Origin of the sequence: Kitasatospora sp. NBC_01300 (assembly GCF_041435235.1) — a bacterium.
Lineage (GTDB): Bacteria > Actinomycetota > Actinomycetes > Streptomycetales > Streptomycetaceae > Kitasatospora.
Genome location: NZ_CP108408.1, coordinates 5,197,617 through 5,223,837, shown reverse-complemented (window position 1 = coordinate 5,223,837; position 26,221 = coordinate 5,197,617). Strand labels below are relative to the sequence as shown.

Below are 26,221 nucleotides of genomic sequence, written 5' to 3'. Positions count from 1 at the left end.
GCAAAACCGCCGCCGCCCCGGTGACCGGGCTGCCCGTCGGCCCCGACTGCGCGACGATGTGACCGTGTCCAGCCGACTCCGGCCGTCTCCGGCCGTTTCCGCAGTTGAGCCGGTTTGCGAACGGTTCGGCGGTGACGGACGTTGGGCAGGAGACAGGGACGAAAGGGTGAGATCGCCATGGGTCTGATGGACAACCTCAAGGGCAAGGCCGAGGAGCTCAAGGGCAAGGCCAGTGAGCTCGCCGGCAAGCACAGCGAGCAGATCGAGCACGTGGTGGACAAGGCCGGCGGCGCGATCGACAAGGCGACCAAGGGCAAGTACAGCGAGAAGATCGAGCACGGCGCCAGCAAGGCCAAGGGCGCGGTGGACGACTTCGCCCACAAGCCGAAGCCGGGCGAGGAGGGGCCGGCCGGCGGCAACGGCCAGGGGCCGCGGGCCTGACGCCCCGCGCTCCGGTCAGCTCCAGGACGCCACGACGTAGCCGACGCCGTACGGGGCGTCCTGGTAGCCGAGCCGCGCGGTGAGGCCGGCGCCCTCCGCGGCGCCGGCCAGCACCTGCCAGGGCGCCCGGCCCTCGGCCTTGAGCTCGGCGGCCAGACCGGCGTCCAGGGCGGCGAGCGCGGGCAGGTCGGCGGAGCCCAGCGCGGCGGCCAGGGCGGCGTCGAAGCCCTCGGCGCGCTCGTCCAGGTAGCCGGGCGCCTTCACCGAGCGGCAGGCGCTGCCGTCGCCCACCACCAGCAGGCCGACCCGGTCGGCCAGCTGGGCCAGGCCCTGGCCGAGCCCGAGCATCCGGTCGGCGGGCGCGTCGGCGGGCACCGCGCAGGCGTGCGTCGGCAGCGTCACCCCGGCGCGCTCCAGCAGCCAGGCGCCGACCGTCAGCGAGGGCGCCAGCTCCGGCCCCTCGACCCGGCCGCCGGGCAGCTTGGCGACCAGCGGCACCCCGTAGCGGTGGAAGGAGCCGGCCCCGCCCTCGGTCCACACCTCGGCCTCCGGCCCGGCGCCGACCACCACGACCAGCTGCGGTCCGGCCGCGACCAGGGCCGCCAGGGCCTCGTCGCAGGCGGCCCGCAGCGGGTCCAGTTCGGCGGCCGCCCCGGCGGCGACCTCGGGGACGAGCAGCGGCGGACAGGGGCACACGGCGGCGGCTACCAGCATGCGGATCACTCTAGCCAAACGGCGACGGCGGCCCGGCCGGACTCGAAGTCCCGCCGGGCCGCCGGTGGAGGAGCGGGCCGCCGTCCGAGCAGCGGACCCCGTTCGAGCAGCGGGCCGTCAGTCGCCGCAGCAGGCCCCGCCCGCCGGAGCGGCCAGGGGCAGCGCGGCCGGGGCACCGATGCCCGGCAGGCCGAGCATCACCCCGGCCGGCTTGGCCGCGGGCTTGGCCTGGCGCTTCTCCCAGGCGTCGCCGGCCCGGGTGCGGCGCACCGCGAGCGACGGGCCCTCGGCGAGCAGGTGGTGCGGGGCGGCGTAGGTGATCTCGACGGTCACCAGGTCGCCCGGGCGCACCGGCTCCGTCGGCCTGGTGAAGTGCACCAGCCGGTTGTCGGGGGCGCGGCCGGAGAGCCGGTCGGTCTTGTCGTCCTTCTTGCCCTCGCCCTCGGCGACCAGGATCTCCAGCGTGCGGCCGACCTGCTTCTTGTTCTCCTCCCAGGAGATCTCCTCCTGGAGGGCGATCAGCCGGTCGTAGCGGGCCTGCACGACGGCCTTCGGCACCTGGTCCGCCATCTCGGCGGCCGGGGTGCCGGGGCGCTTGGAGTACTGGAAGGTGAAGGCGTTGGTGAAGCGGGCCTCGCGGACGGTGTGCATCGTCTGCTCGAAGTCCTCCTCGGTCTCGCCGGGGAAGCCCACGATGATGTCGGTGGAGATGGCCGCGTCCGGCATGGCCTCGCGGACCTTCCGGATGATCCCGAGGAAGCGCTCCTGGCGGTAGGAGCGGCGCATCGCCTTGAGGACGGTGTCCGAGCCGGACTGCAGCGGCATGTGCAGCTGGTGCATCACGTTCGGCGTCTCGGCCATCGCGGCGATCACGTCGTCGGTGAAGTCGCGCGGGTGCGGCGAGGTGAAGCGGATCCGCTCCAGGCCCTCGATCTGGCCGGCGGCGCGCAGCAGCTTGGAGAAGGCCTCGCGGTCGCCCAGGTCGGAGCCGTAGGCGTTGACGTTCTGGCCGAGCAGGGTCACCTCGATGACGCCCTCGTCCACCAGCGCCTCGATCTCGGCGAGGACGTCGCCGGGGCGGCGGTCCTCCTCCTTGCCGCGCAGCGCGGGGACGATGCAGAAGGTGCAGGTGTTGTTGCAGCCGACGGAGATGGCGACCCACGCGGCGTACGCGGACTCGCGGCGCGTCGGCAGGGTGGAGGGGAAGGTCTCCAGCGACTCCAGGATCTCGACCTGGGCCTTGCGCTCGACCGCGGCCCGCTCCAGCAGCGCCGGCAGGTGGCCGATGTTGTGGGTGCCGAACACCACGTCGACCCAGGGGGCCTTGCGGACGATGGTGTCGCGGTCCTTCTGGGCGAGGCAGCCGCCGACGGCGATCTGCATGCCCTTGTGGCGGCTCTTGACCGGCGCCAGCTGCCCGAGGTTGCCGTACAGCTTGTTGTCGGCGTTCTCCCGCACCGCGCAGGTGTTGAACACGACCAGGTCCGGGTCGCCGTCCTGCCCGGCCTTGACGTAACCCGCGTCCTCCAGCAGGCCGGACAGCCGCTCGGAGTCGTGGACGTTCATCTGGCAGCCGTACGTGACGACCTTGTAGCTCTTCAATCCGCTCTCACCGCTCACCAGACCAGGGTACGGGCAGCCGCGAAGCGCTTTTCCCCCACCGTTTCCCCTCCCGTTCCGGCGGAGCGCCTGGCAGTATCCCTGCATGACCCCCACCACCCCGTCCCGTCTCGGCGCCGCCGTCCGCACCGCGGCCCGCAGCCCGCTGTGGCGGACGGTGCTGGTGCTGGTGCTGCTGGTCGCTGGGCTGGGCGGCTGGTGGCTGTCGGCGGGCCGCTCGCCCGGCTACCCGCGCGGCGAGACGCGCTTCGCGACCGGCGTGCAGCGCGGCGTCTACGACCGGTACGGGCAGTTGCTGGAGGCCCACGTCGCCAAGGCCATGCCGGGGGTGCGGCTGGCCCTGGACAACACCGAGGGCTCGGTCGACAACCTGGCCCGGGTGACCAGCGGCCAGGACGACTTCGCGATCGCCACCGCCGACGCCGTCGCCGACTACCAGGGCGCGGGCAAGGACCGGCTGCGGGCGATCGCACGGCTGTACGACGACTACCTCCAGCTGATCGTCCCGTCCTCCTCGACGGTGCACCGCACGGCCGACCTCAAGGGGCTGCGGGTCGGCGTGGGCCTGCCGCAGTCCGGGGTGAACCTGGTGACCAGGCGGCTGCTGGCCGCGGCCGGCCTGGACCCGGACCACGACATCGTCCCGGTGTCGGCGGGCGTCGGCGACGCCGCCGACCAGCTCCGGGAGAACAAGCTCGACGCCTTCTTCTGGTCCGGCGGGCTGCCGACCAGCGCCCTCACCGACCTGTCCGACCACATGCGGATGCGGGTCGTGCCGCTGGGGGACCTCGCCGGGGCCATCCACAAGATGGAGGGCGGCGGCACCGACGCCTACCGGGCGGCCACCATGCCCAAGGGCACCTACCCGAACGCCGACCCCAAGGACGCCGTCGCCACCGTGGCCGTGCCCAACCTGCTGGTCACCCGGGACGACGTGGACCCGGGCCTGGTCGAGGGCATGACCCGGGCGGTGATCGACAGTCGCGACCAGATCGGCGCCCAGGTGCACGCCGCCCAACTGGTCGACCTGCGCACCGCCGTCTACACCGACCCGCTCCCGCTGCACGAGGGCGCGGCCCGCTACTACCGCTCGGTGAAGCCCTGAAGGTGAGGCCCGAAAGCCCGGAAGCCCGGAAGCCCTGACGCCGCACGAGCGCCGTACGAGCGCCGTGGGCCCGTACGGGCTACCGCTTCTCCGGCCGCGGCACCGTCAGCGTCACCGCGAGCCCGGTCGGCTGGACCGGGGCGAAGGCGAGCGAACCGCCGCCCGCCGCCAGCAGGGTGCGGGCGATCGACAGGCCGAGCCCGGAGCCGTCCACGTTCTGGTGCCGCGGGCTGCGCCAGAAGCGGTCCCCGGCGCGGGGCAGCTCGTCCTCGGCGAGGCCGGGCCCGGCGTCCGTGACGGTCACCGCGACCTCGTCCCGGCGCACCGAGACCTTCAGCCGCACCCCGCTGCCGGCCGGGCCGAACTTGAGCGCGTTGTCCAGCACGGCGTCCAGGGCGGAGCCGAAGCCGATCGGGTCCGCCATGCCGACGGCGAGCGCCGGGCCCTCCCAGCGCAGCTCGATCCCGCGCTGCTCGGCGACCGGCCGCCAGGCGTCGACCCGGGCCAGGGTGAGCGCGGCCAGGTCGGTCTGCTCGGGTCCGGGGCGGGCGTGCTCGGCGGTGGCCAGGCCCAGCAGGTCGTCCAGCACCCGGGCCAGCCGGACGCCCTCCTCCCGGACTCCGCCGAGCTCCTCCTCGTGCCCCTCGGGCAGTTCCAGGCCGAGCACCTCGACCCGCAGCAGCAGGGCCGCCAGCGGGTTGCGCAGCTGGTGCGAGGCGTCCGCGACGAAGGCCTTCTGCTGGTCCATGGCGAGCACCACGTGGTCGGCCATCTCGTTGAACGAGCGGGCCAGCCGCTGCAGCTCGGGCGGGCCGCCGCCGGGCGCGACCCGGGCGGCCATCCGGCCGGTGGCGATGTCGTGGGTGGCCCGGTCGAGGGTGCGGACCGGGCGCAGCACCCACTCGGTGAGCCGGCCGGCCAGCAGCACCGCGACGATCATCGCGGCGGCCTCGCCGGCGCCGATCACCAGCCAGCTGTGCAGGATCCGGGTGCGCAGCGCCCCGGTGGGGGACTCGCTGAGCACCACCGCGACCACGTCGCCGTCGCGCACCACCGGGGTGGCGACGGTCAGGGTGCGGTCGTCGGTCCACGGCCAGACCTGGGGCGGGTTGTGGCTGCGCCGCCCGTCCAGCGCCTCCTGGAAGGCCTGCGCGCCCCAGCCGCCGGGGGGCACCCGCCAGTCGGCGGGGGCGGCGGCGATCGGCACGCCGTCGCGCTGGAAGATGCCCAGCCGCACGCCGTACAGGTCGTGGTAGCGGCGGACCTCGGCGTCGATCGCGTGCCGGCGGCTGACGTCGCCGGGGGCGGGCTCCGGGTCGCCCTTGAGCGCGGAGTCCACCGCCGAGGGGCCGGAGGTGGGCAGGTCCTGGGCGAAGCGGGCGGCGTCGTCGAGCCGGTCGACGACCACCTTGCTCTGCTCGGCCGCCGCGACCGCCGCCGCGAGCGGCAGCCCCAGGGCGGCCAGGACGCAGAGCATGAGGGCGATCAGGATGCCGAGCAGGCGGGTGCGCACGTGCGGTCAGCGCTCCGCGGGGGCGGGCGGGGCCGGGTCCGCGGCGGGTGCCGGGGACTCCGGGATCAGGCGGTAGCCGACGCCGCGGACGGCCTCGACCAGGCCGGGCAGCGCGAGCTTGTTGCGCAGCGAGCCGATGTGCACCTCCAGGGTGCGCCCGTTGCCCTCCCAGCCGCTGCGCCAGACCTCGCTGAAGATCTGCTCGCGCCGGTAGACCACGCCGGGGCTCTGGGCGAGCAGGGCGAGCAGGTCGAACTCCTTGCGGGTGAGCGGCACGTCCCGGCCGTCCACGCTGACCCGGCGGCGCTCCCGGTCGATCCGGATGCCGCGGGACTCCAGCGGGCCGCGCTGCTGCGGGACGGCGTCGGGCGCGGGCACCGCCACCGAGGCGGGGGCGGCGCCGCGGCGGGCCACCGCGTGGATGCGGGCGAGCAGCTCGCCCATGTCGTAGGGCTTGGTGACGTAGTCGTCGGCGCCCAGGTTGAGGCCGTGGATCCGGGAGCGGATGTCGGCGCGGGCGGTGACCATGATCACCGGGACGCCGCTGCCGGCCCTGATCCGGCTGCACACCTCGAAGCCGTCGCGGTCGGGCAGCCCGAGGTCGAGCAGCACCACCCGGTACGGGTCGTTCCCGTCCGGCACCAGGGCGTCCAGCGCCTCGTGCCCGCTGCGGGCGTGCCGGACCTGGAAGCCGTGCCGGCCCAGTACCGCGACCAGCGCGGCGGCCACGCGTTCGTCGTCCTCGACGAGCAGCAGTCGCATCCTGTTCTCCTCCTTCCCCCACCTGATCACCGGGACCGCCCGGTCGGGCCCCGGTCCTGCGCAGTATGAGCCAGTGGGCGGCCCGGCGCCAGGCTCGGTCGCCCGACAGCTGCCGCGGGGCGGGGCGCGCCGGCGCGGACGCCCGCTCTCACATGCCCCGTTGGCGCCCCGGCGAACAGCCCGCGAGCAGCGTGTGGCCGTTTCGTGATCCTCAAGTTCCGCTCAGATCGGCTGACGGCACGTCGTCATCACTCCTATGGTCGGCCCACCGGGGGCTGCGGCTCCGCCGGTCGCGGCTCCCGGATTTCGTACCACCATTGCCGCCCAAGGGAGTTCAGACTTTCACGGGCCGACACGAGGGAGCAGGCGCGATGGCCGAGAATCCGGTCGAGGACTCCACCCCTGCAGCCGCCCCCCTGGTCGTGCTGAGCAGCGTGAACAAGCACTACGGAGCGCTGCACGTCCTCCAGGACATCGACCTGAAGATCGTCCAGGGCGAGGTCGTGGTCCTGATCGGGCCGTCCGGCTCCGGCAAGTCGACGCTCTGCCGGACGATCAACCGGCTGGAGACCATCGACTCCGGCACGATCACCATCGACGGCCGCCCGCTGCCCGCCGAGGGCAAGGAGCTGGCCCGGCTGCGCGCCGAGGTCGGCATGGTGTTCCAGAGCTTCAACCTGTTCGCGCACAAGACGGTGCTGGAGAACGTCGTCATCGGCCAGGTCAAGGTGCGCGGGATCGCCCGGGCGCAGGCCGAGAAGACCGCCCGCGAGCTGCTGGAGCGGGTCGGCGTCGGCGCGCAGGCCGACAAAGTCCCTGCCCAGCTCTCCGGCGGCCAGCAGCAGCGCGTGGCGATCGCCCGGGCGCTGGCGATGAAGCCCAAGGTGATGCTCTTCGACGAGCCCACCTCGGCCCTCGACCCGGAGATGGTCAACGAGGTGCTGGAGGTCATGCGCCAGCTGGCCGCCGACGGCATGACGATGGTCGTGGTCACCCACGAGATGGGTTTCGCCCGCTCCGCCGCCAACCGCGTGCTGTTCATGGCCGACGGCCGGATCGTCGAGCAGAACACCCCGGACGCCTTCTTCACCGCGCCGCGTTCCGACCGTGCCAAGGACTTCCTCTCGAAGATCCTCCACCACTGACGCTTCGAGACCACGCGGGGCCGCCACCGGCAAGGACGCCGGGCGGCCCTGCCCGTGCACGCACCTTCCAGACGCCAGAGCCCGGTTAGCCGTGGCCCAGCTCCCAGGAGAACAACCCTCATGAGGACTCGTCGCACCCTCGCCGTCGCGCTCTGTGCCGTCGCGCTCACCGCCACCGCCGCCTGCGGCAAGGACGGCACCCCCGGCGCCACCGCCGCGAGCAGCGGCAACGCCCCGGCGCTGCCCACCTACACGGTCAAGACCGACGTCAAGATCGACTCGGCGATCCTCGCCGAGGCGAAGAAGCGCGGCCAGCTGATCATCGGCGCCAAGGCCGACCAGCCGTTCCTGGGCTTCGAGGACGTCGCCAGCGGCGACCGCAGCGGCTTCGACATCGAGATCGCCAAGATGATCGCCGCCGACCTCGGCTTCAGCCCGCAGCAGATCAAGTGGCAGACCCTGGTCTCCTCGCAGCGCGAGCCGGCCATCGCCAAGGGCCAGATCGACTTCTACGTCGGCACCTACAGCATCAATGACGAGCGCAAGAAGACGGTCTCCTTCGCCGGCCCATACTACATCGCCGGCCAGGACTTCCTGGTGAAGGCCGACAACACCTCGATCACCGGCCCGGAGAGCGTCGGCGGCAAGAACATCTGCACCGCCACCGGCTCCACCTCGATCAAGAACATCCAGCAGTACAACCCGAAGATCACTCAGTTCGACACCTACTCGGCCTGCGTCGAGAAGCTGCTCTCCGGCGAGGTCGACGCGGTCACCACCGACGACGCGATCCTCAAGGGCTACGCCTCCAAGTACGCCCCCAAGCTCAAGGTGGTCGGCAAGCCGTTCACCAAGGAGAACTACGGCGTCGGCCTCAACAAGGACGACGCGGTCCTGCGCAACGCCATCAGCGACGCGCTCAAGGCCCACGAGGACAACGGCGACTGGAAGAAGGCCTACGACGCGACCCTGGGCGCGTCCGGCTCCGCCGCGCCGGCCGTGCCGGCCCTCGAGCGCTACTGATCCGGTCCACGCCCGACCATCCGTCCTGACCATCTGATGAGAGGAGGGCCGCCGGATGGGGTTCCTGTTCGAGCAGGACAACTTCGCGTTGTTCCGCGACGGCTTCCTGCAGACGATCGAGCTGAGCGCGCTCAGCGCCCTGCTCGCCCTGCTGCTGGGCACCCTGCTGGCGGCCTTCCGGGTCTCCCCGGTGCCGGTCCTGCGTGCCTTCGGCACCGCCTGGGTCACGCTGTTCCGCAACACCCCGCTGACCCTGCTGTTCTTCGCCGTCACCTTCGGCCTGCCGCCGCTCGGGGTGCACTTCAGCCACCTCACCTTCGCGGTGCTGGCACTCGGCGGCTACACCGCCTCGTTCGTCTGCGAGGTGATCCGCTCGGGCATCAACACCGTGCCGCTCGGGCAGGCCGAGGCGGCCCGCAGCCTCGGCATGAGCTTCGGTCAGACCCTCACCCTGGTCATCCTGCCGCAGGCCACCCGGACCGTCCTGGCCCCGCTGAGCAGCGTGTTCATCGCGCTGCCGAGGAACTCGGCGATCGCCGGCGCGTTCAGCGTCAGCGAGCTGTACAGCGTGCAGCAGACCCTCTCCGAGCGCGGCTACGCGATCTTCGGGATCTTCTTCTGGGTGGCCTGCGCCTACCTGGTGATCAGTGCCACGGTCGCCACGCTGTTCCGCGTCCTGGAATCCCGACTGGCGGTGGCCCGATGAGCAACCTCTTCACCCGCACCCCCACGGCCAGCGTCCTCTACGACGCCCCCGGCCCGCGGGCCCGCTTCCGGTACCAGCTGTTCGGGGCGCTGGCGCTGATCGGCGTCGCCGCCCTGCTCTGGTACGTCTTCACCGCGCTCTCCGACAACGGCCAGTTCGACCCGCTCATGTGGGACGCGTTCCAGTACAACACCGTCCAGCAGCGCATCGTGGACGGCCTGCTCTCCACCCTGCAGGCCTTCGGCCTGGCCGCGCTGTTCTCGCTCACCCTGGGCGGCCTGCTCGCCGCCGGGCAGCTCTCCGACCACAAGCCGGTCCGCTGGGCGGCCGTCGGCTTCGTCCAGTTCTTCCGGGCGATGCCGCTGCTGATCCTGATCGTCGCGCTCTACTACGCGTTCTTCGCGAAGGAGCCGATGTGGGCGCTGGTGCTCGGCCTCACCCTCTACAACGGCTCGGTGCAGGCCGAGATCATCCGCAGCGGCGTCAACGCCGTCCCGCGCGGCCAGGGCGAGGCGGCCTACGCGCTCGGCATGCGCAAGAGCCAGGTGATGGCCTCCATCCTGGTGCCGCAGGCGATCCGCTCGATGCTGCCCTCGATGATCGGCCAGCTGGTCGTCACCCTGAAGGACACCTCGCTCGGCTTCGTCATCACCTTCCACGAGCTGCTGTTCGTCGGCAAGGCGATCGCCAGCCAGCCGATCAACGCCGCGGGCTTCCCCTACATCCCCGTGGTGCTCGTGATCGGTCCGATCTACATCGCCATGTGCCTGCTGCTGACCGCCCTCGCCCGGTGGATCGAAGCGCGCGGCCGTCGCGGCGCGAACCGGCGCACTTCAGCTGCTGCTTGACGCACACGCAGGTGAACTGTTGCATTGCTCTTCGTGACACCTCCCGGGAGCATCCACGCGGCATATGCGGCAGCGGTAACTGACGCCGGCCCATCGGCCGGTTCGTGCCCGGAGGTCACCACATGGACCCGGTGATCGTGGTCGGGGCCGGACCGGTCGGTCTGGCCCTGGCCCTCGCCCTCGCCCGGCACGAGGTGCCGACCATCGTCCTGGACGAGGGCTCCGGGCTCTGCCCCGAGGGCCCGCGCAGCGTCGTCCTCGGGGCCGACACCGCCGCCTTCCTCACCCGGATCGGCTACCCGCGGGCCGTCTCCGACTCCGCCCTCTGGGACTCCTTCACCGTCTGGCGCCGCCGCCAGGAGGTGCTGCGGATCGACCTCGCCGACTCCCCCGCCTTCCACCTGCCCCAGCACCGCCTCCAGCGCGGCCTGCGCGACGCCCTCACCGGCACCCCGCTGGTCCGGCTGGTCCCGCTGAGCCGGGTCGTCGAACTCGAACAGGACCGCGACGGCGTCAGCGTCCGCACCCACGGCACCCAGGACGGCTCCAGCACCTGGTGGCGCGGCAGCCACCTGGTCGGCTGCGACGGCGCCAGATCCGCCGTCCGCAAGCTCCTGAAGATCCGCTTCCCCGGCCGCCCCGCCGTCGACCGCAACGCCATCGCCACCGTCCGGGTCGACCTGCCCTTCCACGAGGCCCGGCTGCACCGCGAGCCCCCGTGGCGCGGCGACCGCGAGGCCTCCGCCCGCCCGCTGCCGGACGGCGTCTGGCGGCTCGACTGGCGGCTGCCCCCCGGGCGGCCCGCCCCCACCGAAACCGTCGACCCGCACGCCACCTGGCCCGGCGTCGTCACCGGCGACACCCTGCTCACCCGGGTCACCGCCACCCTCACCGGCTGGTGCGGCGAACTCCCCCGCTTCGACCTGCTCGCCGCCGCCGACCACACCGCCCAGCAGCGCCTCGCCGCCCGGTTCCGCAGCGGCCGCTGCTTCCTCGCCGGCGACGCCGCCCACCTGCACGGCGCGCTCGGCATGCAGAACCTGGCCGACGGGCTGCGCGACGCCGACAACCTCGCCTGGCGGCTCTCCCTCGCCTGGCACCTCCACTCCGGCGGCCCGCAGCCCGGAGGCTCCCTGCTGGACGGCTACGAGGCCGAACGGCGCGGCGCGGTCGGCGCCCGGCTGCGCGCCGTCGACCAGTCCATGCCGCTGCTGCGCCCGCTGCGCGGCTGGCAGCAGACCCGGCGCTCGCTGCTGGTCGGCGGCTTCCGCAAGCACGCGCCGCTGCTCGCCGACGGACAGCTCGGCACCGGCCGCTTCGGCGGCGCGCCCGCCTACCCGGCCGCGCCCTCGGGCGTCCCCGGCCGGGTGCCGGTCCAGCGCGGCGCCCGCGGCACCACCTCGCTCAGCGAACTGCTGCCGGCCACCGCCCCCGGCGTGCTCGTCCCGGACCTGCCGGTGCTCGCCGCCGACGGCACCCCGGACCACCTGCACGCCCGGCTCGGCGTCACCTTCCTGCTGCTGCTGGTCGCCCCCGGCACCGCCGTCTGGTCCGCCGAGCACTGGCTGGGCGCGGGCCTGATGCCCCGGCTCGCCGAGGTCGCCGCCGCGCTGCCGGTGCCCGCCGAAGTGCTGGTCACCGAGGAGTACCCGGAGGCCGGGCCGCACACCGTGCTGCTGATCCGGCCGGACGGGCACCTGGTCGGCGCCACCCAGGGCGCCGCCGCCGAGGACCTGCTGGCGCTCGCCGACCGCGCCCGGGGCGGGCCGGCCCCGCTCGCCGGCGCACCCGAGCCCGAGCCCGACCAGGACCCCGCGCCGGAGCCCGCCGCCCGCCAGGCGCCCCAGCAAGTGGACTCACCCCGCGCCTAGGGCCTGGCGCGCGCCCCGGGCGTGCGCCGGACAGGGCTGGGCAGGACAGCGCTGGACAAGGCAGGGCAGGGCTGGGCAGGGCAGGGCCTAACTCGCCACCGCGATGGCCCGGCTCTCCCGGACCACCGTCACCCGGATCTGGCCCGGATAGGTCAGCTCCTCGGAGACCTGCCGGGCGACCTCCCGGGCGATCAGCTGCGCCCCGAGGTCGTCCACCTCCTCCGGCCGCACCATCACCCGCACCTCGCGCCCCGCCTGCATCGCGTACACCTCGGCCACGCCCTCGTGCGCGCGGGCGATCTCCTCCAGCCGCGCCAGCCGCCGCACGTACACCTCCAGCGACTCCTTGCGCGCCCCGGGCCGCCCGCCCGAACAGGCGTCCGCGGCCTGCGTGAGCACGGCCTCCACGGTGCGCGGCTCCACCTCACCGTGGTGCGCGGCGATCGCGTGCACCACCTCCGGGGACTCCCCGTGCCGGCGGGCGAAGTCCGCGCCGACCGCCGCGTGGCTGCCCTCGACCTCGTGGGTGAGCGCCTTGCCGATGTCGTGCAGCAGCGCCGACCGCCGCACCGGCTCCGGGGCCACCCCGAGCTCGGCGGCCATCATCCCGGCCAGGTGCGCGGACTCCAGCAGGTGCCCGAGTACGTTCTGCCCGTACGAGACCCGGTAGCGCAGACTGCCCAGGGTGCGGACGAGTTCGGGGTGCATCCCGCCGCCGACCCGGGCGTCCAGCAGGGCGTCCTCGCCGGCCCGGACGCAGCACTGCTCGACCTCCTCGCGGCTGCGCTCGTGGACGTGCTCGATCCGGGTCGGGTGGATCCGGCCGTCCTCGACCAGTTGTTCCAGGGTGAGCCGGGCGGTCTCCCGGCGGACCGGGTCGAAGCAGGAGAGCTGCACCGTCGCGGGGGTGTCGTCGATGATCAGGTTGACGCCGGTGACCGCCTCGAAAGCGCGGATGTTGCGGCCTTCGCGGCCGATGATCCGGCCCTTCATGTCCTCGCTCGGCAGCCGGAAGACGGTGACCGCCGTCTCGGCGGTCTGCACCGTCGCCAGCCGCTGGATCGCCCCGGCGAGGATGCCCCGGGCCCGGCGCTCGCCCTCCTCCCTGGCCTCGCGCTCGATCTCCCTGACCGTGACCGCAGCCTCCCGCCGGGCCGTGGTCGCGGCCTCGCGCAGGAGTTCGGCGCGGGCCTGCTCGGCGGACAGTCCGCCGGCCCGTTCCAGTACCGCCACCCGGCGGGTCACCAGCGCCTCGGCCTCGCCCCGGGCGCGCTCCAGCTCGGCGGAGCGCGCGGCGAGTTCGTCCTCCCTGGCCCGGACCCGGCGCAGCTCCTCGGCCAACTGCTCCTCGCGCCGGGCGAGTTCGTCCCGCTGCCGGGAGGTCTGCTGCTCGGCCCAGCCGCGGACGCGCTCGGCCTCGACGCCGGCGCGCCGCTGGGCGGCCCGGAGCCGCTTGGCCAGCAGCCCGACCAGGACGGCGAGGAGCAGCAGGACGGCGCCGGCCGACCCGGCGAGTGGCAGCAGGGAGGCGTCCGGTCCGGTGCCCGCAGAGATCCTCATGCCGCCCACTCCCCGTCACCGCTGTCCGGCGCCCGGCGTGGACCGCCGTCCGGAAGCGCCCCCGCACTGAGTGCGAGGCTAGGTGCGGGTCACGAAACGGTCAAGACTCGACCTGGACTGGACCAAGAACCGTACGCAATGGCTACCTGACGGCCACTACTCCCTCCCGGTTCCCGACGGTCAGCCCGGCTCCTCCTCGTCCAGCGCGCTCCGCACCACCCGGAACGCCAGCCCCTCGGAGTAGCCGCGCCGGGCCAGCACGCCGACCAGCCGCCGCATCCGGACCTGCGGGTCCAGCCCCCGGGTGGACCGCAGCTTGCGGTCCACCAGCGCCCGGGCGGCCTCGGTCTCGTCGTCGTGGTCGAGCTGGGCGACGGCCTGTTCGACCAGGTCCGCGGCCACGCCCTTGGTGCGCAGTTCCTGGGCCAGTGCCCGCCGGGACAGCCCCCGGACGGCGTGCCGGGACTCCACCCAGGCCGCGGCGAAGGCCGCGTCGTCGATCAGCCCGACCTCTTCGAGCCGGGTGAGCACCTCGTCGGCGACGTCGTCCGGGATCTCCCGCTTGCGCAGGGCGTCGGCGAGCTGTTTGCGGCTCTTGGCGGCGCCGGTGAGCAGCCGCAGGCAGATGTCGCGGGCGCGGGCCTCGGGATCGGCCGTCTCCTCGGCCGAGGCCCGCTTCCGCGCGGTCCGGCCGGTACGGGCGGAGGGGTCGTGCTCGTCACCCGGAGCGCCCGCCTCCTCCGAGGCGTGCCCGGCGGAGCGCCCGGCCGCAGCGCGCCGCCCACGACGTGCGCCGGCACCGGTGCGCGGGGCCAGGGCGGTCACACCCCCGTGACCGACCGCCCCGGCCTCGCCCCGGCCGTCGCCCGCCGTCGCGGAGCCGGCCTCGTCGAACTCCTCGGCCGCCAGCGCCGAGCGCCGTCTGCGGCGGCCGGTGGGCAGTTCGGAGGCGGAGACGAGCCCGAGCTCGTCCACCGTCGGCTCCGCCGGAGCCGGCCCGGGCGCCGCGCCGCGCACCGCCCGGGCCGGCGCCCGGTCGAACTCCGGTTCCGGACCGGATGCCCACTGTGCGGCGGAGGACCGCTCCCGCCGCCGCCCCTTCCGGGACTGCGACCGCGCCCTGGGCGTCGCCTCGAACGGCGGCTCCGGCTCCCCCGCCACGGCGGCGAACCAGTCCGGCGGCCCGTAGTCGTCGCCGTCCGGATCCGAAGGTCCGCCCTCACCCACTGCGTCGTGCTGCGTCAACGGTTCAGGCCTTGGCGGCCGCCGCCGTCTTCTTCGCCGCGGCCGTCTTGGCGGCGGTCGCGGTGATCGGCTTCGCGGCACCGTCGGCGGCAGCGGCCGCCGTCTCGCCCTCGGCCGGCTCCTCGGTCTTCGGGCCGATGCCGAGCTTGCCCTTGATCTTCCGCTCGATCTCGTCGGCGAGCTGCGGGTTGTCCCGCAGGAAGTTGCGGGCGTTCTCCTTGCCCTGGCCGAGCTGGTCGCCCTCGTAGGTGTACCAGGCGCCGGACTTGCGGATGAAGCCGTGCTCGACGCCCATGTCGATCAGGCCGCCCTCGCGGCTGATGCCGACGCCGTAGAGGATGTCGAACTCGGCCTGCTTGAACGGCGCGGCGACCTTGTTCTTGACCACCTTGACGCGGGTGCGGTTGCCGACCGCCTCGGTGCCGTCCTTCAGGGTCTCGATCCGGCGGATGTCCAGCCGGACCGAGGCGTAGAACTTCAGCGCCCGGCCACCGGTCGTGGTCTCCGGCGAGCCGAACATGACGCCGATCTTCTCGCGCAGCTGGTTGATGAACACCGCCGTGGTGCCCGACTGGTTCAGCGCACCGGCGATCTTGCGCAGCGCCTGGCTCATCAGCCGGGCCTGCAGACCGACGTGCGAGTCGCCCATCTCGCCCTCGATCTCCGCACGCGGGACGAGCGCCGCGACCGAGTCGATGATGATCAGGTCGACCGCGCCGGAGCGGATCAGCATGTCGGTGATCTCCAGCGCCTGCTCACCGGTGTCCGGCTGGCTGACCAGCAGGGCATCGGTGTCCACGCCGAGCTTCTTGGCGTACTCGGGATCGAGCGCGTGCTCCGCGTCGACGAAGGCGACCGTGCCGCCGGCCCGCTGGGCGTTGGCCGCCAGGTGCAGGGTCAGGGTGGTCTTGCCGGAGGACTCGGGGCCGTAGATCTCGACCACCCGGCCGCGCGGGATACCGCCGACACCGAGGGCCACGTCCAGGGCGGTGGACCCGGTGGGGATCACGTCGATCGGCTCGTTGGCCTTCTCGCCCAGGCGCATCACCGAGCCCTTGCCGAACTGCCGCTCGATCTGAGCGAGGGCGTTCTCAAGGGCCTTCTCGCGGTCCGTACCTGCCATGGCTTCCACCCTCGGGTTCTGTGCTGTGCGCTTCATCGTCCTCGACGCTAGCGCGTCCCACTGACAAACGAGCCCGACCCGGCTCCGCCTGTGGAAAACTCCTCGCCGGAGAGTACAGAGAACAAATGTTCGATTCAAGCTTCGCACGTCCGAACGGTGCCGCCGCCACCGGCCGGGTCACCTCCCGTCGCCACCGACCATCCGCCGCAGCCGCCGCGCCGCCTCCCGGCGCAGCTCCCGCCGGGCCCGCCGCTGCTCGCCCCGGTCGATCCGCGGGTCGGTGGCCACCTCGTACCGCCGCACGTACGTCCCGACGAAGCCCTGCAGGGTGGCCGCCGCCGGGATGGCGATCAGCGCGCCCACCGCGCCGAGCAGCGCCGCGCCCGCGATCACCGCCCCGAACGCGACCGCCGGGTGCACGTCCACCGTCCGCGCGGTGATCCTCGGGTGCAGCAGGTAGTTCTCGACCTGCTGGTAGACCACCACGAAGATCAGCACCCAGAGCGCGTCCACCGGCTGCACGGTGAGCGCCACCAGCACCGGCAGCGCGCCGGCCAGGTACGTCCCGATGGTCGGCACGAACTGCGACATGACGCCGACCCAGACCGCCAGCGCGGCCGCGTACGGCAGGTCGAGCAGCGCGAACATCACCCAGTGCCCGATCGCGGAGACCACCGCGAGCAGCGCCCGGGAGTACAGGTAGCCGCCGGTCTTGGCGAGTGCGATCTCCCAGGCCCGCAGCACCTCGCCCTGCTTGGCCGGCGGCAGCATCGAGCAGACCGTCCGGCGGACCCGCGGGCCCTCGGCGGTGAAGTAGAAGGTGAACAGCCCGACCGTGAAGGCCTGGAAGAGCCCGCCGATCACGGTGGAAGAGAGGCCCCAGACGTTGTCGGCGGCCTGCTGGGCGTAGCTCTCGATCGCGCCGGAGTCCTTGAGCAGCTTCTTCTGCAGCTCGCCCAGCGACACGTCCTGATGGAACGTCCGGTTCACCCAGTTGATCAGGTTGTCGACCAGGTGCGGCAGGTCCCCGGCGATCTTCGCGACCTGATCGACCAGCAGCGTGCCGAGCGCCGCGAGGAACCCGATCACCGCGATCCCCACCGCGACGAACACCAGGAAGGTGCCGATCCCGCGACGCACCCCGCGCGCCGCCATCCGGTCGACGGCCGGCTCCAGCGCCAGCGAGAGGAAGAAGGCCACCAGCAGCATCACGAAGAGGTCGATCAGCTGGTGGAAGGCCCAGTCGGCGAGTTGGAACAGCCCGACCAGCACCAGGGCCAGCACCATCGCCCGGGGCAGCCAGCGCGGCATCCCGCTTCCCCAGAGGCCGCCGGCCGCGCCCTCCGGCAGCCGCGGTTCGGGCGGCGGGCCCGGAGCCTCGTCGGCGACCCGCGCCGTCCTGTCCGAATTCCGTGCTTCTGCGCTGCTTGTCACTCCGACAGTCTCACCCATCCCCCGGAGCCGCCCGAGCACCGGGCACCCCGCCGGGGCGGGGTCGGTCCCGCGGGCGGGCGGGGGTCAGCGCAGCACGCCGGAGACGCCCTGGGTCTCGCAGACCACCCGCCAGACGTCCTTGGCCTCCCAGCCCGCCTCCAGCGCCTGCCGCACCGTCCGCCCGCCGAGTTCGCTCATCACGTGGTCGGAGGCGAAGGACTCCGCGTACGCCTCCCCGAAGTGCGCGTGCATCCGTCGCCAGAACTCCGTCAGCCTCATGGCTCCAGTATCCCGGACCGCGCGGCGCCGTCCCGAGCCCGCCACTGCCCAGCCGTCAGCGCGTACTCGACCTCGCCGTGCTCGCTGCCGGGGATCGCCTCCGGGTAGTCCTCGTGGAAGGTGCGGACGAACGACAGCCCGGTCTTCTCCATGACCCGCCGCGAGCCCGTGTTGACCGTCATCGTGTACGCCACCACCCGCCGCACGCCCAGTTCGGTGAAGCCGCGGCGCACCAGCGCCCGCGCCCCCTCGGTCGCGTACCCGAGCCCCCAGGCGGCCCGGCGCAGCCGGTACCCCAGCTCGACCTCGGAGCGGTCGCCGTCCCGCGTCGGCCGGAACTCGAACCAGCCCAGGAAGGCCCCGCCGTCCCGTTCCTCGGCCGCCCACCAGCCGAGGTCGCCGTACCGCCGGTAGTGCGCGAGGTACAGCGGCAGCAGTTCGCCCTCGACCCGCTCCCGCGCCGTCGGCCGCCCGCCGGTGAGGTGGCGCATCACCTCCGGGTCGCCGTCCAGTTCGACCAGGTGGTCGACGTCCGCTGCGGTGAAGCGGCGCAGCACCAGCCGCTCGGTGGTGAGGAAGACGGTCACGCCCCGATCCTCACCCGCCGGCCCGGACGGCGTCACCCGGTTTTCCGCCCGCCTCAACGCGGCAGCGCGAGCAGCCCGGCACCGAAGTACTGCCGGGCCCCGCAGGCGTACGGCCCGGGCGGGCAGGCGGCCGCCGCGGTGCCGGCGAGCAGGGCGGCGAGCGGGGCGGAGCCGTAGTCCGGGTGCAGGGCGGCGGCCACCGCGACCGCGCCGGTGACGTGCGCCGCCGCCATCGAGGTCCCGGCCAGTGCCGCGTACTGCCCGCCCGGCCAGTCGGAGACGATCGCGCCCTGCGGCCCGCTGTCCGGGTCGCCGCCGGGGGCGGCCAGCGAGACCCGGCCGCGGCCGTAGTTCGAGTAGCCGGACGGGCGGCCGTCCCGGTTGACGGCGGTGACGGTGACGACGCCGGGCAGTTCGCCGGGCAGCCGGATGCACTCGGTGCCCAGGTAGCGGGAGCGGGCCGGGCCGGAGACCCGGTCGTTGGGGCTGCGTTCGTCCGTCCGGGCGGCGCCGAGGTCCTGCCCGTCGTTGCCCGCCGAGGCGACCACGACGGCGCCCTTGCGCTGGGCGTAGGCGGAGGCCCGGCCGACGGCGGCGGTCAGCGCGGCCTGGTCCTGGTCCTCCGGGCAGTTGTACTTCCACGGGTCGGCGAAGTAGCTGTTGTTGATCGCCTTGGCGCCGTGGTCGGCGGCCCAGAGCATGCCGCAGACGATGTTCTCGGCGTAGTACTGGCCGAGCGGTCCGAGCAGCCGGACGGCGGCGATCCGCACGCCCGGCGCGACCCCGGTGACGCCGTGGCCGTCCCGGACGGCGCCGACGATCCCGGCGACGTGGGTGCCGTGGCCGCTCTCGCTGACCCCGGGGTCGGGCCGCCAGGAGCCGGAGCGGGCGTCGGGCCGGCCGTCGGCGCAGGAGACGGAGGCCTTCGGGTCGACGGCGGCGCGCAGGTCCGGGTGGGTGTCGTCGACGCCGGAGTCGAGCACCGCGACGAGCACCGTGTGCAGCGCGTCGGCGGTCGGCGCTCCGGCGGGACCGCGGATCCCGGTGGAGGCGTCGCCGGCCCAGGCGCCGGCGCCGCCGAGCATGGTGAGGTTCCACGGGTCGCCCTCGCCCGGGTCGGGCACGGTGACGGTGCCGCCGTCGTGCCGGTCGGTGCCGTCGCCACGGGCGCTGTCGGTGCTGCTGCGACGGGCGTGATCGCTGTCGCGACGGGCTTGATCGGTGCTGCTGCGGCCGGCCCGGTCGGCGCGGTCGGTACCGGCGGTGAAGTCCCCGGCGCCGTCCAGCAGGCGGGGCGGGGCGACCACCGGTTCGGTCCGGGTGGTGCCGACGGCGGCGATCCCGGGCCGGGCCCGCACGGTGCCCGCGAAGCCGCCGGTGGCGTACGCCAGGACGGCCCCGATCTGCGGGTACTCCTGGACCACCTGTCCGCCCGCCGCCCGGCTCTCGGCCCCGGCCAGGGCGGCCCCGGCGGCGTCCTCCTGCGCGGCGAGCACCAGGTAGCTGAGGTAGGGCCGGCCGGATCCGGACACGTACGGGACGGCGCCGCCGACCACGAGTGCGGTGAGCAGCATCGCGAGCAGCGCCCGGGCGGGTCCGCGGACGCGGCGGCGGGCGGCACGGGCGGGACTGCCGGACGGGTTCACCTGCGCCATCGCACGGTCTCCGCTCGTCGGTCCGGTGGGTCGGGGGTCGGTCGGGGGTGGGCCGGGGTGGATCACTGGCCTGATTCATCACCATATGAGCGGATTTGCCTTTTTGCTCCTTTAACTACACCCGTGCTCACCACACCCGTGCGGCCTCCGCTCCCCCGCCCCGGTTGTCGGTGCCACCCGGCACCATGGGGGCATGGCGCCCCAGCACCCGACCCCGCCGGACGACGACCCCCTGGCCGGATTCGCCCCGACCACCCGGGCCTGGTTCACCGGCGCCTTCTCCGCCCCCACCACCGCCCAGGCCGAGGCCTGGCGCGCCATCCGGCAGGACACCGACGTCCTGGTGGTCGCCCCCACCGGCTCCGGCAAGACGCTCGCCGCCTTCCTCTCCGCCCTGGACCGGCTGAGCAGCACCCCGCCCCCGGCCGACCCCAAGCGCCGCTGCCGGGTCCTGTACGTGTCACCGCTCAAGGCCCTCGCGGTGGACGTCGAGCGCAACCTGCGCGCCCCGCTGACCGGCCTGCGCCAGGCCGCCGTCCGGCTCGGCCTGCCCGAGCCCGAGGTCCAGGTCGCCACCCGCTCCGGCGACACCCCCGCCGCCGACCGCCGCCGCTTCGCCACCCACCCGCCGGACATCCTGATCACCACCCCCGAGTCGCTGTTCCTGCTGCTCACCTCCGCCTCCCGGGAGGCGCTGCGCGGCGTCGACACGGTGATCCTCGACGAGGTCCACGCCGTCGCCGGCACCAAGCGCGGCGCCCACCTCGCGCTCAGCCTGGAGCGGCTGGACGAACTGCTGGAGCGCCCGGCCCGCCGGATCGGCCTGTCCGCGACCGTCCGCCCGGTCGAGGAGGTGGCCCGCTACCTCAGCCCGCAGCGCGGCGCCGTCGTCGTCCAGCCCGCCGCCGCCAAGGAGTTCGACCTGTCGGTGGTCGTCCCCGTCCCCGACCTGGACGACCTGCCCGCGGCCCCGGCCACCGGCGCCTCCTCCGACGCCGACCCGCAGCGGCAGGCCTCGATCTGGCCGCACGTCGAGGAGCGGATCGTCGACCTGGTCCAGGCGCACCGCTCGACCATCGTCTTCGCCAACTCCCGCCGCCTCGCCGAGCGCCTGTGCAACCGGCTGAACGAGATCGCCCTCGAACGGGCCACCGGTGAGCCGCTGCCAGAGGCGCACTCCCCCGCCCAGCTGATGGCCGAGTCCGGCGTCGCCAAGGGCGCCCCGCCGGTCATCGCGCGCGCCCACCACGGCTCGGTCTCCAAGGAGCAGCGGGCGCTGGTCGAGGAGGAGTTGAAGGCCGGCCGGCTGCCCGCCGTGGTCGCCACCTCCAGCCTGGAACTGGGCATCGACATGGGCGCCGTCGAACTGGTCGTCCAGGTCGAGTCCCCGCCCTCGGTCGCCTCCGGCCTGCAGCGGGTCGGCCGGGCCGGCCACCAGGTCGGCGCCGTCTCCACCGGCGTCTTCTTCCCCAAGTACCGCGGGGACCTGGTGCAGTCCGCCGTGGTCACCGAGCGGATGCGGGCCGGCCGGATCGAAGCGCTGCGCGTCCCGCGCAACCCGCTGGACGTGCTCGCCCAGCAACTGGTCGCGATGACGGCACTGGACGCCTGGCCGGTGGACGACCTGCTCACCGTGGTCCGCCGCGCCGCGCCCTTCGCCACCCTCCCGCAGTCCGCCTTCGAGGCCGTGCTCGACATGCTGGCCGGCCGCTACCCCTCCGACGCCTGCGCCGAGTTGCGCCCCCGGGTGGTCTGGGACCGGGTGGCCGGCACCGTGACCGGCCGGCCCGGCGCCCAGCGGCTCGCCGTCACCTCCGGCGGCACCATCCCCGACCGCGGCCTGTTCGGCGTCTTCATCGCCGGCGTCGACCCCAAGAAGGGCGGCGGCCGGGTCGGGGAGCTCGACGAGGAGATGGTCTACGAGTCCCGCGTCGGCGACGTGTTCACCCTCGGCACCACCTCCTGGCGGATCCAGGAGATCACCCACGACAAGGTGCTGGTCACCCCCGCCCCCGGCGTGCCCGGCCGGCTCCCGTTCTGGAAGGGCGACACCCTCGGCCGCCCGCTCGAACTCGGCCGCGCCCTCGGCGCGTTCACCCGCGAGCTGGGCGCCCTGGCGCCCGAGGCCGCCACCGCCCGGCTGCACCGGGCCGGCCTGGACGACTGGGCCGCCGCCAACCTGCTCGACTACCTCGCCCAGCAGCGCGCCGCCACCGGCCACCTCCCGGACGACCGCACCATCGTCGTCGAACGCTTCCGGGACGAGCTCGGCGACTGGCGGATCGTCATCCACTCCCCCTTCGGCGCCCAGGTGCACGCCCCCTGGGCGCTCGCGCTCGGCACCCGGCTGCGCGAGAAGCACGGCCTCGACCCCCAGGTCATGCACGCCGACGACGGCATCGTGCTGCGCCTGCCGGACGCCGACCTCCTCGCCACCGACTTCGACTTCAACAGCCCCTCGGAGCGGTCCGGTTCGGACGAGGCCCCGGTCGGCGCCGACGCCGCCCTGTTCGACGCCGCCGAGATCGAGCAGCTGGTCACCGACCAGGTCGGCGGCTCCGCCCTGTTCGCCTCCCGCTTCCGCGAGTGCGCCGGACGTGCCCTGCTGCTCCCGCGCCGCAGCCCCGGCCGCCGCACCCCGCTCTGGCAGCAGCGCCAACGCGCCGCCCAACTGCTCGAAGTCGCCTCCGAGTACGGCTCGTTCCCGATCGTCCTGGAGGCCGTCCGCGAGTGCCTCCAAGACGTCTTCGACGTGCCGGGCCTGGTCGAGCTGATGGGCGACCTCGAATCCCGCGCCGTCCGCCTGGTCGAGGTCACCACCCCCGAGCCCTCGCCCTTCGCCCGCTCCCTCCTGTTCGGCTACGTCGCCCAGTTCCTCTACGAGGGGGACTCCCCGCTCGCCGAGCGCCGCGCCGCCGCCCTCTCGCTCGACTCCCGGCTGCTGTCCGAGCTCCTCGGCCAGGCCGAGCTGAGCGAACTGCTCGACCCGCAGGTCCTCGCCGACTTGGAGGCCGAGCTCCAGCGCCTCACCCCCGAGCGCCGGATCAAGGACGCCGAGGGCGTCGCCGACGCGCTGCGCCTGCTCGGCCCGCTCACCGAGGCCGAGCTGGCGGCCCGCGGCGCCGAGCCGCTCTGGGCCCTGGAGTTGGAGGCGGCCCGCCGGGTGATCCAGGTCCGGATCGCCGGCGAGCGGCGCTGGTCCGCCGTCGAGGACGCCGGGCGGCTGCGCGACGCGCTCGGCACCCCGCTGCCCGTCGGTGTCCCCGAGGCCTTCACCGAGCCGGTCAAGGATCCGCTGGGCGACCTGCTCGCCCGCCACGCCCGCACCCACGGTCCGTTCGCCGCCGCCGAGGCGGCCGCCCGCTTCGGCCTCGGCACCGCCGTCGTCACCGGCACCCTGCACCGGCTCACCGCCGCCGGCCGCCTGGTCCAGGGCCAGTTCCGCCCACCCGCCGCCCGCCTGCACCCTTCGCCGGAGGCGCTCCACACCACCCCTCCCGACCACACCACCACCGAGTGGTGCGACGCCGAGGTCCTGCGCCGGCTGCGCCGCCGCTCGCTGGCCGCCCTGCGCCAGGAGGTCGAACCCGTCCCACCGCGCGCCCTGGCCGCGTTCCTCCCGCAGTGGCAGCACCTGGCCGGCCACCGGCTGCGCGGCCCGGACGGCCTGCTCCGGGTGGTCGAACAGCTCCAGGGCACCGCCCTGCCCGCCTCCGCCCTGGAGAAACTGATCCTCCCGGCCCGGCTCACCGACTACTCCCCCGGCCTGCTGGACGAGCTGACGGCGGCCGGCGAGATCGGCTGGTGCGGGGCCGGCGCGCTGCCCGGCAAGGACGGCTGGATCAGCCTGCACCTGGCCGAGCACGCCCACCTGCTGCGGCCCGAGCCCGTCCCGCCCGCGCTCACCCCCGTGCACAGCGCGCTGATGGCGGCGCTGGCCGGCGGCTACGGCCTGTTCTTCCGCCAGCTGGTCCAGCAGTTGCCGGAGGAGGCCCCGGAGCCGGAGGTCGTCGAGGCGCTCTGGGACCTCGTCTGGGCCGGGTACGTCACCAACGACACCCTCGCCCCGCTGCGCGCCCTGCTCGGCTCCGGCCGGACGGCCGGTGCCACCGCCCACCGCGCGCCCCGGGCGACCCCGCGCGGCCGCTACGGCGGCGCCGGCCGCGCCTTCGGCCGGGTCGGCGGCGCGCTGCGCAGCGGCCCGCCGACGGTGGCCGGGCGCTGGTCGCTGCTGCCCGCCTTCACCGCCGACCCGACGGTCCGGGCCACCACCCAGGCGCAGAGCCTGCTGGACCGGCACGGCCTGGTGACCCGGGGCGCGGTGGCCGCCGAGCGGGTGCCGGGCGGCTTCGCCGGGGTGTACCGGGTGCTCGCCGCGATGGAGGAGCGCGGCCGGGCCCGCCGGGGCTACTTCGTGGAGGGTCTGGGCGGCGCCCAGTTCGCCATGGAGGGCGCGGCCGACCGGCTGCGCTCGGTGAACGGCCGACTGGAGCGGGCCCGGGCCGCCGAGTGGCCGACCGCCCCGGCCACCGAGCCCCCGCAGGTACTGGTGCTGGCCGCCGCCGATCCGGCGAACGCCTACGGCTCCGCACTGCCCTGGCCGGAGCCGCCGACGGCCCCCGGGGCCAAGGAGGCCCGGGCCCACCGCCCGGGCCGCAAGGCGGGCGCCCTGGTGGTCCTGGTGGACGGCGAGCTGGCGCTGTACGTCGAGCGGGGCGGCAAGTCGCTGCTGGCCTGGCCGGAGGACGACGTCACCCGGGCGCTGGCGGTGGGCGCGCTGGCGGCCGCGGTCCGCGAGGGTGCGCTCGGCAGCGTCACGGTCGAGCGGGCGAACGGCGAGCCGGCCCTCGGCTCGGCGCTGGGCGCCGCGCTGGAGGAGGCCGGTTTCCACGCCACCCCGCGCGGCCTGCGCCTGCGGTCCTCCTGAGGCCCGCCGACGCCGAAGGCCGCGGGGCATCCGGTGCCCCGCGGCCTTCGTTCGCTCGTATCACCCGTTCGAGTGGCTCAGCCGACCGTCGGCGGTTGCGCCTCCACCCGGGCCACGGCCACCGACGGGCGCCGCTGCGGCCCGGTGGCGTCCCGGTCGGCGTGGACCGGGATCAGGCCGAGTCCCCAGCCGCCGGCCGCGAGCAGCCCCAGCACGGCGCCGTCGGCCAACTGTCCCCTGACCCCCGGCAGCCACCAGACCAGCCCTGCCGTCACGATCACCAGGACCCGGCGGGCCGGCCACGGGATCAGTCGCCGCAGCCGTATTCGAGCCTCCGTGCACGCCGTCGCGGCTCTCCGCACGACCGCCCTCCTTCGCTCGCCCCGGGCACCAGGAGCCCGGGAGTCGAGGCCGGGTTCAGGCGGCGACCACGTCCATCGCGGCGGCCTTGGGCGACATGTTCGCCCGGTCGGTGCCGGGGGCGGGCAGCGGAACCGGTTCGAGTACCGGCCTCAGCAGATCACCTTCGGAGAGGGTGGCCATCGCCGCAAGTTCGGCGAGCGACAGTTCGTCGCTGACCTCGCGCATGACCTCGGACATCCGGACGTCGAGCGCGTCGCAGATGGCGGAGAGCAGCTCCGAGGAGGCCTCCTTCTGTCCCCGCTCGACCTCGGAGAGGTAACCGAGCGAAACCCTGGCTGCCGCCGACACCTCGCGAAGTGTGCGGCCCTGGCGCTGGCGCTGCCGACGCAGTACATCGCCCAGTAGGCGACGAAGCAGGATCATCGGTGCCTCCCTCCTCGGACTGCGGATCGAGATGTCACGACCCCACCGTACCGCCTTGCCCGCATCGCGTGCGGGGACCCTGGTCGTGTTCACTCTGGGCTGCAAGGCTGTCCCCCTCCTCGTTCCGGTGTCGTTCCCGGGTCCGCGGGCCCCTCGTGGTACCCGCCGTGGGCCGCCCGGCCACCGTCACGCAACTCGTTCGCCACCTGGTTTCTGCCCAACCAGGCCGTTGGATGTAACACGATCCTCCAGCTGTGCCATGCCCGCGGACCGGATCGGCAGATCTCGGTTCGGTGGAGACCGCCGCGATCGGGGCTCCACCACGCCTCCGCGGCGCCTCCACACGGGCTGCGGGACGCCCGGGTGCGGGCCCCGCGGGGTTCAGGTCGTGGGCGTAGCGGCCCGGAGCCGCCCGACGAACAGCTCCAGAGCGGCGGTCACCGCCCCGTGACGGATTCTGGCACGCCCGCCCGACAGCCGGGGCGAACTGACCAGAGTTCCCTCCGGACCGGCGACCGCCAGGTGTACGGTGCCCACCGGCTGCCCGTCCTGCGGGTCCGGCCCGGCCACCCCGGTCGTCGCGATCCCGTACGTGGCCCCCAGCAGCCGGCGCACGCCCTCGGCCATCTGCCCCGCCACCACCGGGTGGACCGGCCCGTGCACCGCCAGGAGCCCCTCGTCCACGCCGAGCACCGAGGCCTTCAGCTCGGTGGCGTACGCCGTGACCGAGCCCCGGAAGGTCGCGGACGCCCCGGGGACGTCGACCAGGGCGGCCGCGAGCAGCCCTCCGGTCAGCGACTCGGCGACGGCCAGCGTGCCGCCCCTGGCGCGCAGCGCCTCGTGCGCCCGTACCGCCAGCTCGTGGTCCGTCACCCGG

Annotated in this window: 22 protein-coding genes; 8 read left to right on the top strand and 14 right to left on the bottom strand. The window is 74.3% G+C overall.

Features of this window, described 5'->3' with window-relative positions; translation table 11 throughout:
* Positions 1–177 precede the first annotated feature (177 nt).
* On the top strand, positions 178–441 hold the full coding sequence (locus OG556_RS23245) for an antitoxin (protein WP_371518973.1): 264 nt from the start codon (positions 178–180) through the stop codon (positions 439–441).
* Between the two features lie 15 nt (positions 442–456).
* Here the strand turns inward: OG556_RS23245 and OG556_RS23240 are convergent, their stop codons facing one another.
* Both OG556_RS23240 and miaB read right to left on the bottom strand, forming a co-directional pair.
* Positions 457–1,155, bottom strand: coding sequence for a class III extradiol dioxygenase subunit B-like domain-containing protein (locus tag OG556_RS23240; RefSeq protein ID WP_063349332.1), 699 nt, complete (start codon positions 1,153–1,155; stop codon positions 457–459).
* Positions 1,156–1,272: 117 nt separating this feature from the next.
* Positions 1,273–2,775: a tRNA (N6-isopentenyl adenosine(37)-C2)-methylthiotransferase MiaB gene (gene miaB, locus OG556_RS23235; RefSeq protein WP_363584577.1), complete on the bottom strand. Its 1,503-nt coding sequence runs from the start codon at positions 2,773–2,775 to the stop codon at positions 1,273–1,275.
* Between the two features lie 85 nt (positions 2,776–2,860).
* Between miaB and OG556_RS23230 the strand changes: the two genes are divergently transcribed.
* Positions 2,861–3,880, top strand: coding sequence for a TAXI family TRAP transporter solute-binding subunit (locus OG556_RS23230; RefSeq protein ID WP_371518969.1), 1,020 nt, complete (start codon positions 2,861–2,863; stop codon positions 3,878–3,880).
* Between the two features lie 79 nt (positions 3,881–3,959).
* Here OG556_RS23230 and OG556_RS23225 read toward each other — a convergent pair whose 3' ends face one another.
* On the bottom strand, positions 3,960–5,393 hold the full coding sequence (locus OG556_RS23225; protein ID WP_371518966.1) for a sensor histidine kinase: 1,434 nt from the start codon (positions 5,391–5,393) through the stop codon (positions 3,960–3,962).
* A 6-nt stretch (positions 5,394–5,399) separates the two neighbouring features.
* Positions 5,400–6,155, bottom strand: a complete 756-nt coding sequence (locus tag OG556_RS23220) for a response regulator transcription factor (protein ID WP_350880177.1) — start codon at positions 6,153–6,155, stop codon at positions 5,400–5,402.
* 371 nt (positions 6,156–6,526) lie between these two features.
* Here OG556_RS23220 and OG556_RS23215 point away from each other — a divergent pair, with 371 nt between their 5' ends.
* The 5 genes from OG556_RS23215 to OG556_RS23195 all read left to right on the top strand — a co-directional run bounded on the left by OG556_RS23215 (position 6,527) and on the right by OG556_RS23195 (position 11,748).
* A complete protein-coding gene (locus OG556_RS23215) occupies positions 6,527–7,300 on the top strand; it encodes an amino acid ABC transporter ATP-binding protein (RefSeq protein WP_371518963.1) in 774 nt (257 codons plus the stop codon).
* A gap of 120 nt (positions 7,301–7,420) precedes the next feature.
* Entirely contained in the window at positions 7,421–8,323 is a 903-nt protein-coding gene (locus OG556_RS23210) for a glutamate ABC transporter substrate-binding protein (RefSeq protein ID WP_363623184.1), read from the top strand.
* 55 nt (positions 8,324–8,378) lie between these two features.
* A complete protein-coding gene (locus OG556_RS23205; protein ID WP_371518959.1) occupies positions 8,379–9,029 on the top strand; it encodes an amino acid ABC transporter permease in 651 nt (216 codons plus the stop codon).
* Positions 9,026–9,877: an amino acid ABC transporter permease gene (locus tag OG556_RS23200; protein ID WP_371518957.1), complete on the top strand. Its 852-nt coding sequence runs from the start codon at positions 9,026–9,028 to the stop codon at positions 9,875–9,877. The genes OG556_RS23205 and OG556_RS23200 overlap by 4 nt, the downstream gene beginning before the upstream one ends.
* 122 nt (positions 9,878–9,999) lie before the next feature.
* Positions 10,000–11,748 (top strand): FAD-dependent monooxygenase, encoded by a 1,749-nt coding sequence (locus OG556_RS23195; RefSeq protein WP_371518954.1) that lies wholly within the window; start codon positions 10,000–10,002, stop codon positions 11,746–11,748.
* 87 nt (positions 11,749–11,835) lie between these two features.
* Here the strand turns inward: OG556_RS23195 and rny are convergent, their stop codons facing one another.
* The 7 genes from rny to OG556_RS23160 form a co-directional block, all read right to left on the bottom strand.
* Positions 11,836–13,308, bottom strand: coding sequence for a ribonuclease Y (gene rny, locus OG556_RS23190; RefSeq protein ID WP_371518951.1), 1,473 nt, complete (start codon positions 13,306–13,308; stop codon positions 11,836–11,838).
* A 180-nt stretch (positions 13,309–13,488) separates the two neighbouring features.
* The gene (gene recX / locus OG556_RS23185) at positions 13,489–14,553 is read right to left on the bottom strand and encodes a recombination regulator RecX (RefSeq protein ID WP_371518950.1); all 1,065 of its coding nucleotides are present in this window, start codon (positions 14,551–14,553) and stop codon (positions 13,489–13,491) included.
* Between the two features lie 4 nt (positions 14,554–14,557).
* On the bottom strand, positions 14,558–15,676 hold the full coding sequence (gene recA / locus OG556_RS23180) for a recombinase RecA (protein WP_371518947.1): 1,119 nt from the start codon (positions 15,674–15,676) through the stop codon (positions 14,558–14,560).
* Between the two features lie 177 nt (positions 15,677–15,853).
* Positions 15,854–17,110: an AI-2E family transporter gene (locus OG556_RS23175; RefSeq protein WP_371518944.1), complete on the bottom strand. Its 1,257-nt coding sequence runs from the start codon at positions 17,108–17,110 to the stop codon at positions 15,854–15,856.
* A gap of 84 nt (positions 17,111–17,194) precedes the next feature.
* Positions 17,195–17,389, bottom strand: a complete 195-nt coding sequence (locus OG556_RS23170; RefSeq protein ID WP_363584597.1) for a DUF3046 domain-containing protein — start codon at positions 17,387–17,389, stop codon at positions 17,195–17,197.
* A complete protein-coding gene (locus tag OG556_RS23165) occupies positions 17,386–17,976 on the bottom strand; it encodes a GNAT family N-acetyltransferase (RefSeq protein ID WP_371518942.1) in 591 nt (196 codons plus the stop codon). Before OG556_RS23165 ends, OG556_RS23170 begins: the two co-directional genes overlap by 4 nt.
* Before the next feature lie 53 nt (positions 17,977–18,029).
* On the bottom strand, positions 18,030–19,631 hold the full coding sequence (locus OG556_RS23160) for a S8 family serine peptidase (protein WP_371518940.1): 1,602 nt from the start codon (positions 19,629–19,631) through the stop codon (positions 18,030–18,032).
* Positions 19,632–19,824: 193 nt separating this feature from the next.
* Here OG556_RS23160 and OG556_RS23155 point away from each other — a divergent pair, with 193 nt between their 5' ends.
* On the top strand, positions 19,825–24,558 hold the full coding sequence (locus tag OG556_RS23155; protein WP_371518938.1) for an ATP-dependent helicase: 4,734 nt from the start codon (positions 19,825–19,827) through the stop codon (positions 24,556–24,558).
* 77 nt (positions 24,559–24,635) lie between these two features.
* Here the strand turns inward: OG556_RS23155 and OG556_RS23150 are convergent, their stop codons facing one another.
* The 3 genes from OG556_RS23150 to OG556_RS23140 form a co-directional block, all read right to left on the bottom strand.
* Positions 24,636–24,920: a hypothetical protein gene (locus OG556_RS23150; RefSeq protein ID WP_371518936.1), complete on the bottom strand. Its 285-nt coding sequence runs from the start codon at positions 24,918–24,920 to the stop codon at positions 24,636–24,638.
* A gap of 55 nt (positions 24,921–24,975) precedes the next feature.
* On the bottom strand, positions 24,976–25,344 hold the full coding sequence (locus tag OG556_RS23145) for a helix-turn-helix domain-containing protein (RefSeq protein ID WP_049660741.1): 369 nt from the start codon (positions 25,342–25,344) through the stop codon (positions 24,976–24,978).
* Between the two features lie 381 nt (positions 25,345–25,725).
* A complete protein-coding gene (locus OG556_RS23140; RefSeq protein WP_371522835.1) occupies positions 25,726–26,202 on the bottom strand; it encodes a CinA family protein in 477 nt (158 codons plus the stop codon).
* Positions 26,203–26,221 lie beyond the last annotated feature (19 nt).

Bases quoted from the DNA above. Each gene is read 5' to 3' on its own strand.
- OG556_RS23245 (WP_371518973.1), top strand. From the start codon at position 178: ATGGGTCTGATGGACAACCTCAAGGGCAAGGCCGAGGAGCTCAAGGGC.
- OG556_RS23240 (WP_063349332.1), bottom strand. From the start codon at position 1,155: ATGCTGGTAGCCGCCGCCGTGTGCCCCTGTCCGCCGCTGCTCGTCCCC.
- OG556_RS23230 (WP_371518969.1), top strand. From the start codon at position 2,861: ATGACCCCCACCACCCCGTCCCGTCTCGGCGCCGCCGTCCGCACCGCG.
- OG556_RS23220 (WP_350880177.1), bottom strand. From the start codon at position 6,155: ATGCGACTGCTGCTCGTCGAGGACGACGAACGCGTGGCCGCCGCGCTG.
- OG556_RS23215 (WP_371518963.1), top strand. From the start codon at position 6,527: ATGGCCGAGAATCCGGTCGAGGACTCCACCCCTGCAGCCGCCCCCCTG.
- OG556_RS23210 (WP_363623184.1), top strand. From the start codon at position 7,421: ATGAGGACTCGTCGCACCCTCGCCGTCGCGCTCTGTGCCGTCGCGCTC.
- OG556_RS23205 (WP_371518959.1), top strand. From the start codon at position 8,379: ATGGGGTTCCTGTTCGAGCAGGACAACTTCGCGTTGTTCCGCGACGGC.
- OG556_RS23200 (WP_371518957.1), top strand. From the start codon at position 9,026: ATGAGCAACCTCTTCACCCGCACCCCCACGGCCAGCGTCCTCTACGAC.
- OG556_RS23195 (WP_371518954.1), top strand. From the start codon at position 10,000: ATGGACCCGGTGATCGTGGTCGGGGCCGGACCGGTCGGTCTGGCCCTG.
- rny (WP_371518951.1), bottom strand. From the start codon at position 13,308: ATGAGGATCTCTGCGGGCACCGGACCGGACGCCTCCCTGCTGCCACTC.
- recA (WP_371518947.1), bottom strand. From the start codon at position 15,676: ATGGCAGGTACGGACCGCGAGAAGGCCCTTGAGAACGCCCTCGCTCAG.
- OG556_RS23170 (WP_363584597.1), bottom strand. From the start codon at position 17,389: ATGAGGCTGACGGAGTTCTGGCGACGGATGCACGCGCACTTCGGGGAG.
- OG556_RS23160 (WP_371518940.1), bottom strand. From the start codon at position 19,631: ATGGCGCAGGTGAACCCGTCCGGCAGTCCCGCCCGTGCCGCCCGCCGC.
- OG556_RS23155 (WP_371518938.1), top strand. From the start codon at position 19,825: ATGGCGCCCCAGCACCCGACCCCGCCGGACGACGACCCCCTGGCCGGA.
- OG556_RS23145 (WP_049660741.1), bottom strand. From the start codon at position 25,344: ATGATCCTGCTTCGTCGCCTACTGGGCGATGTACTGCGTCGGCAGCGC.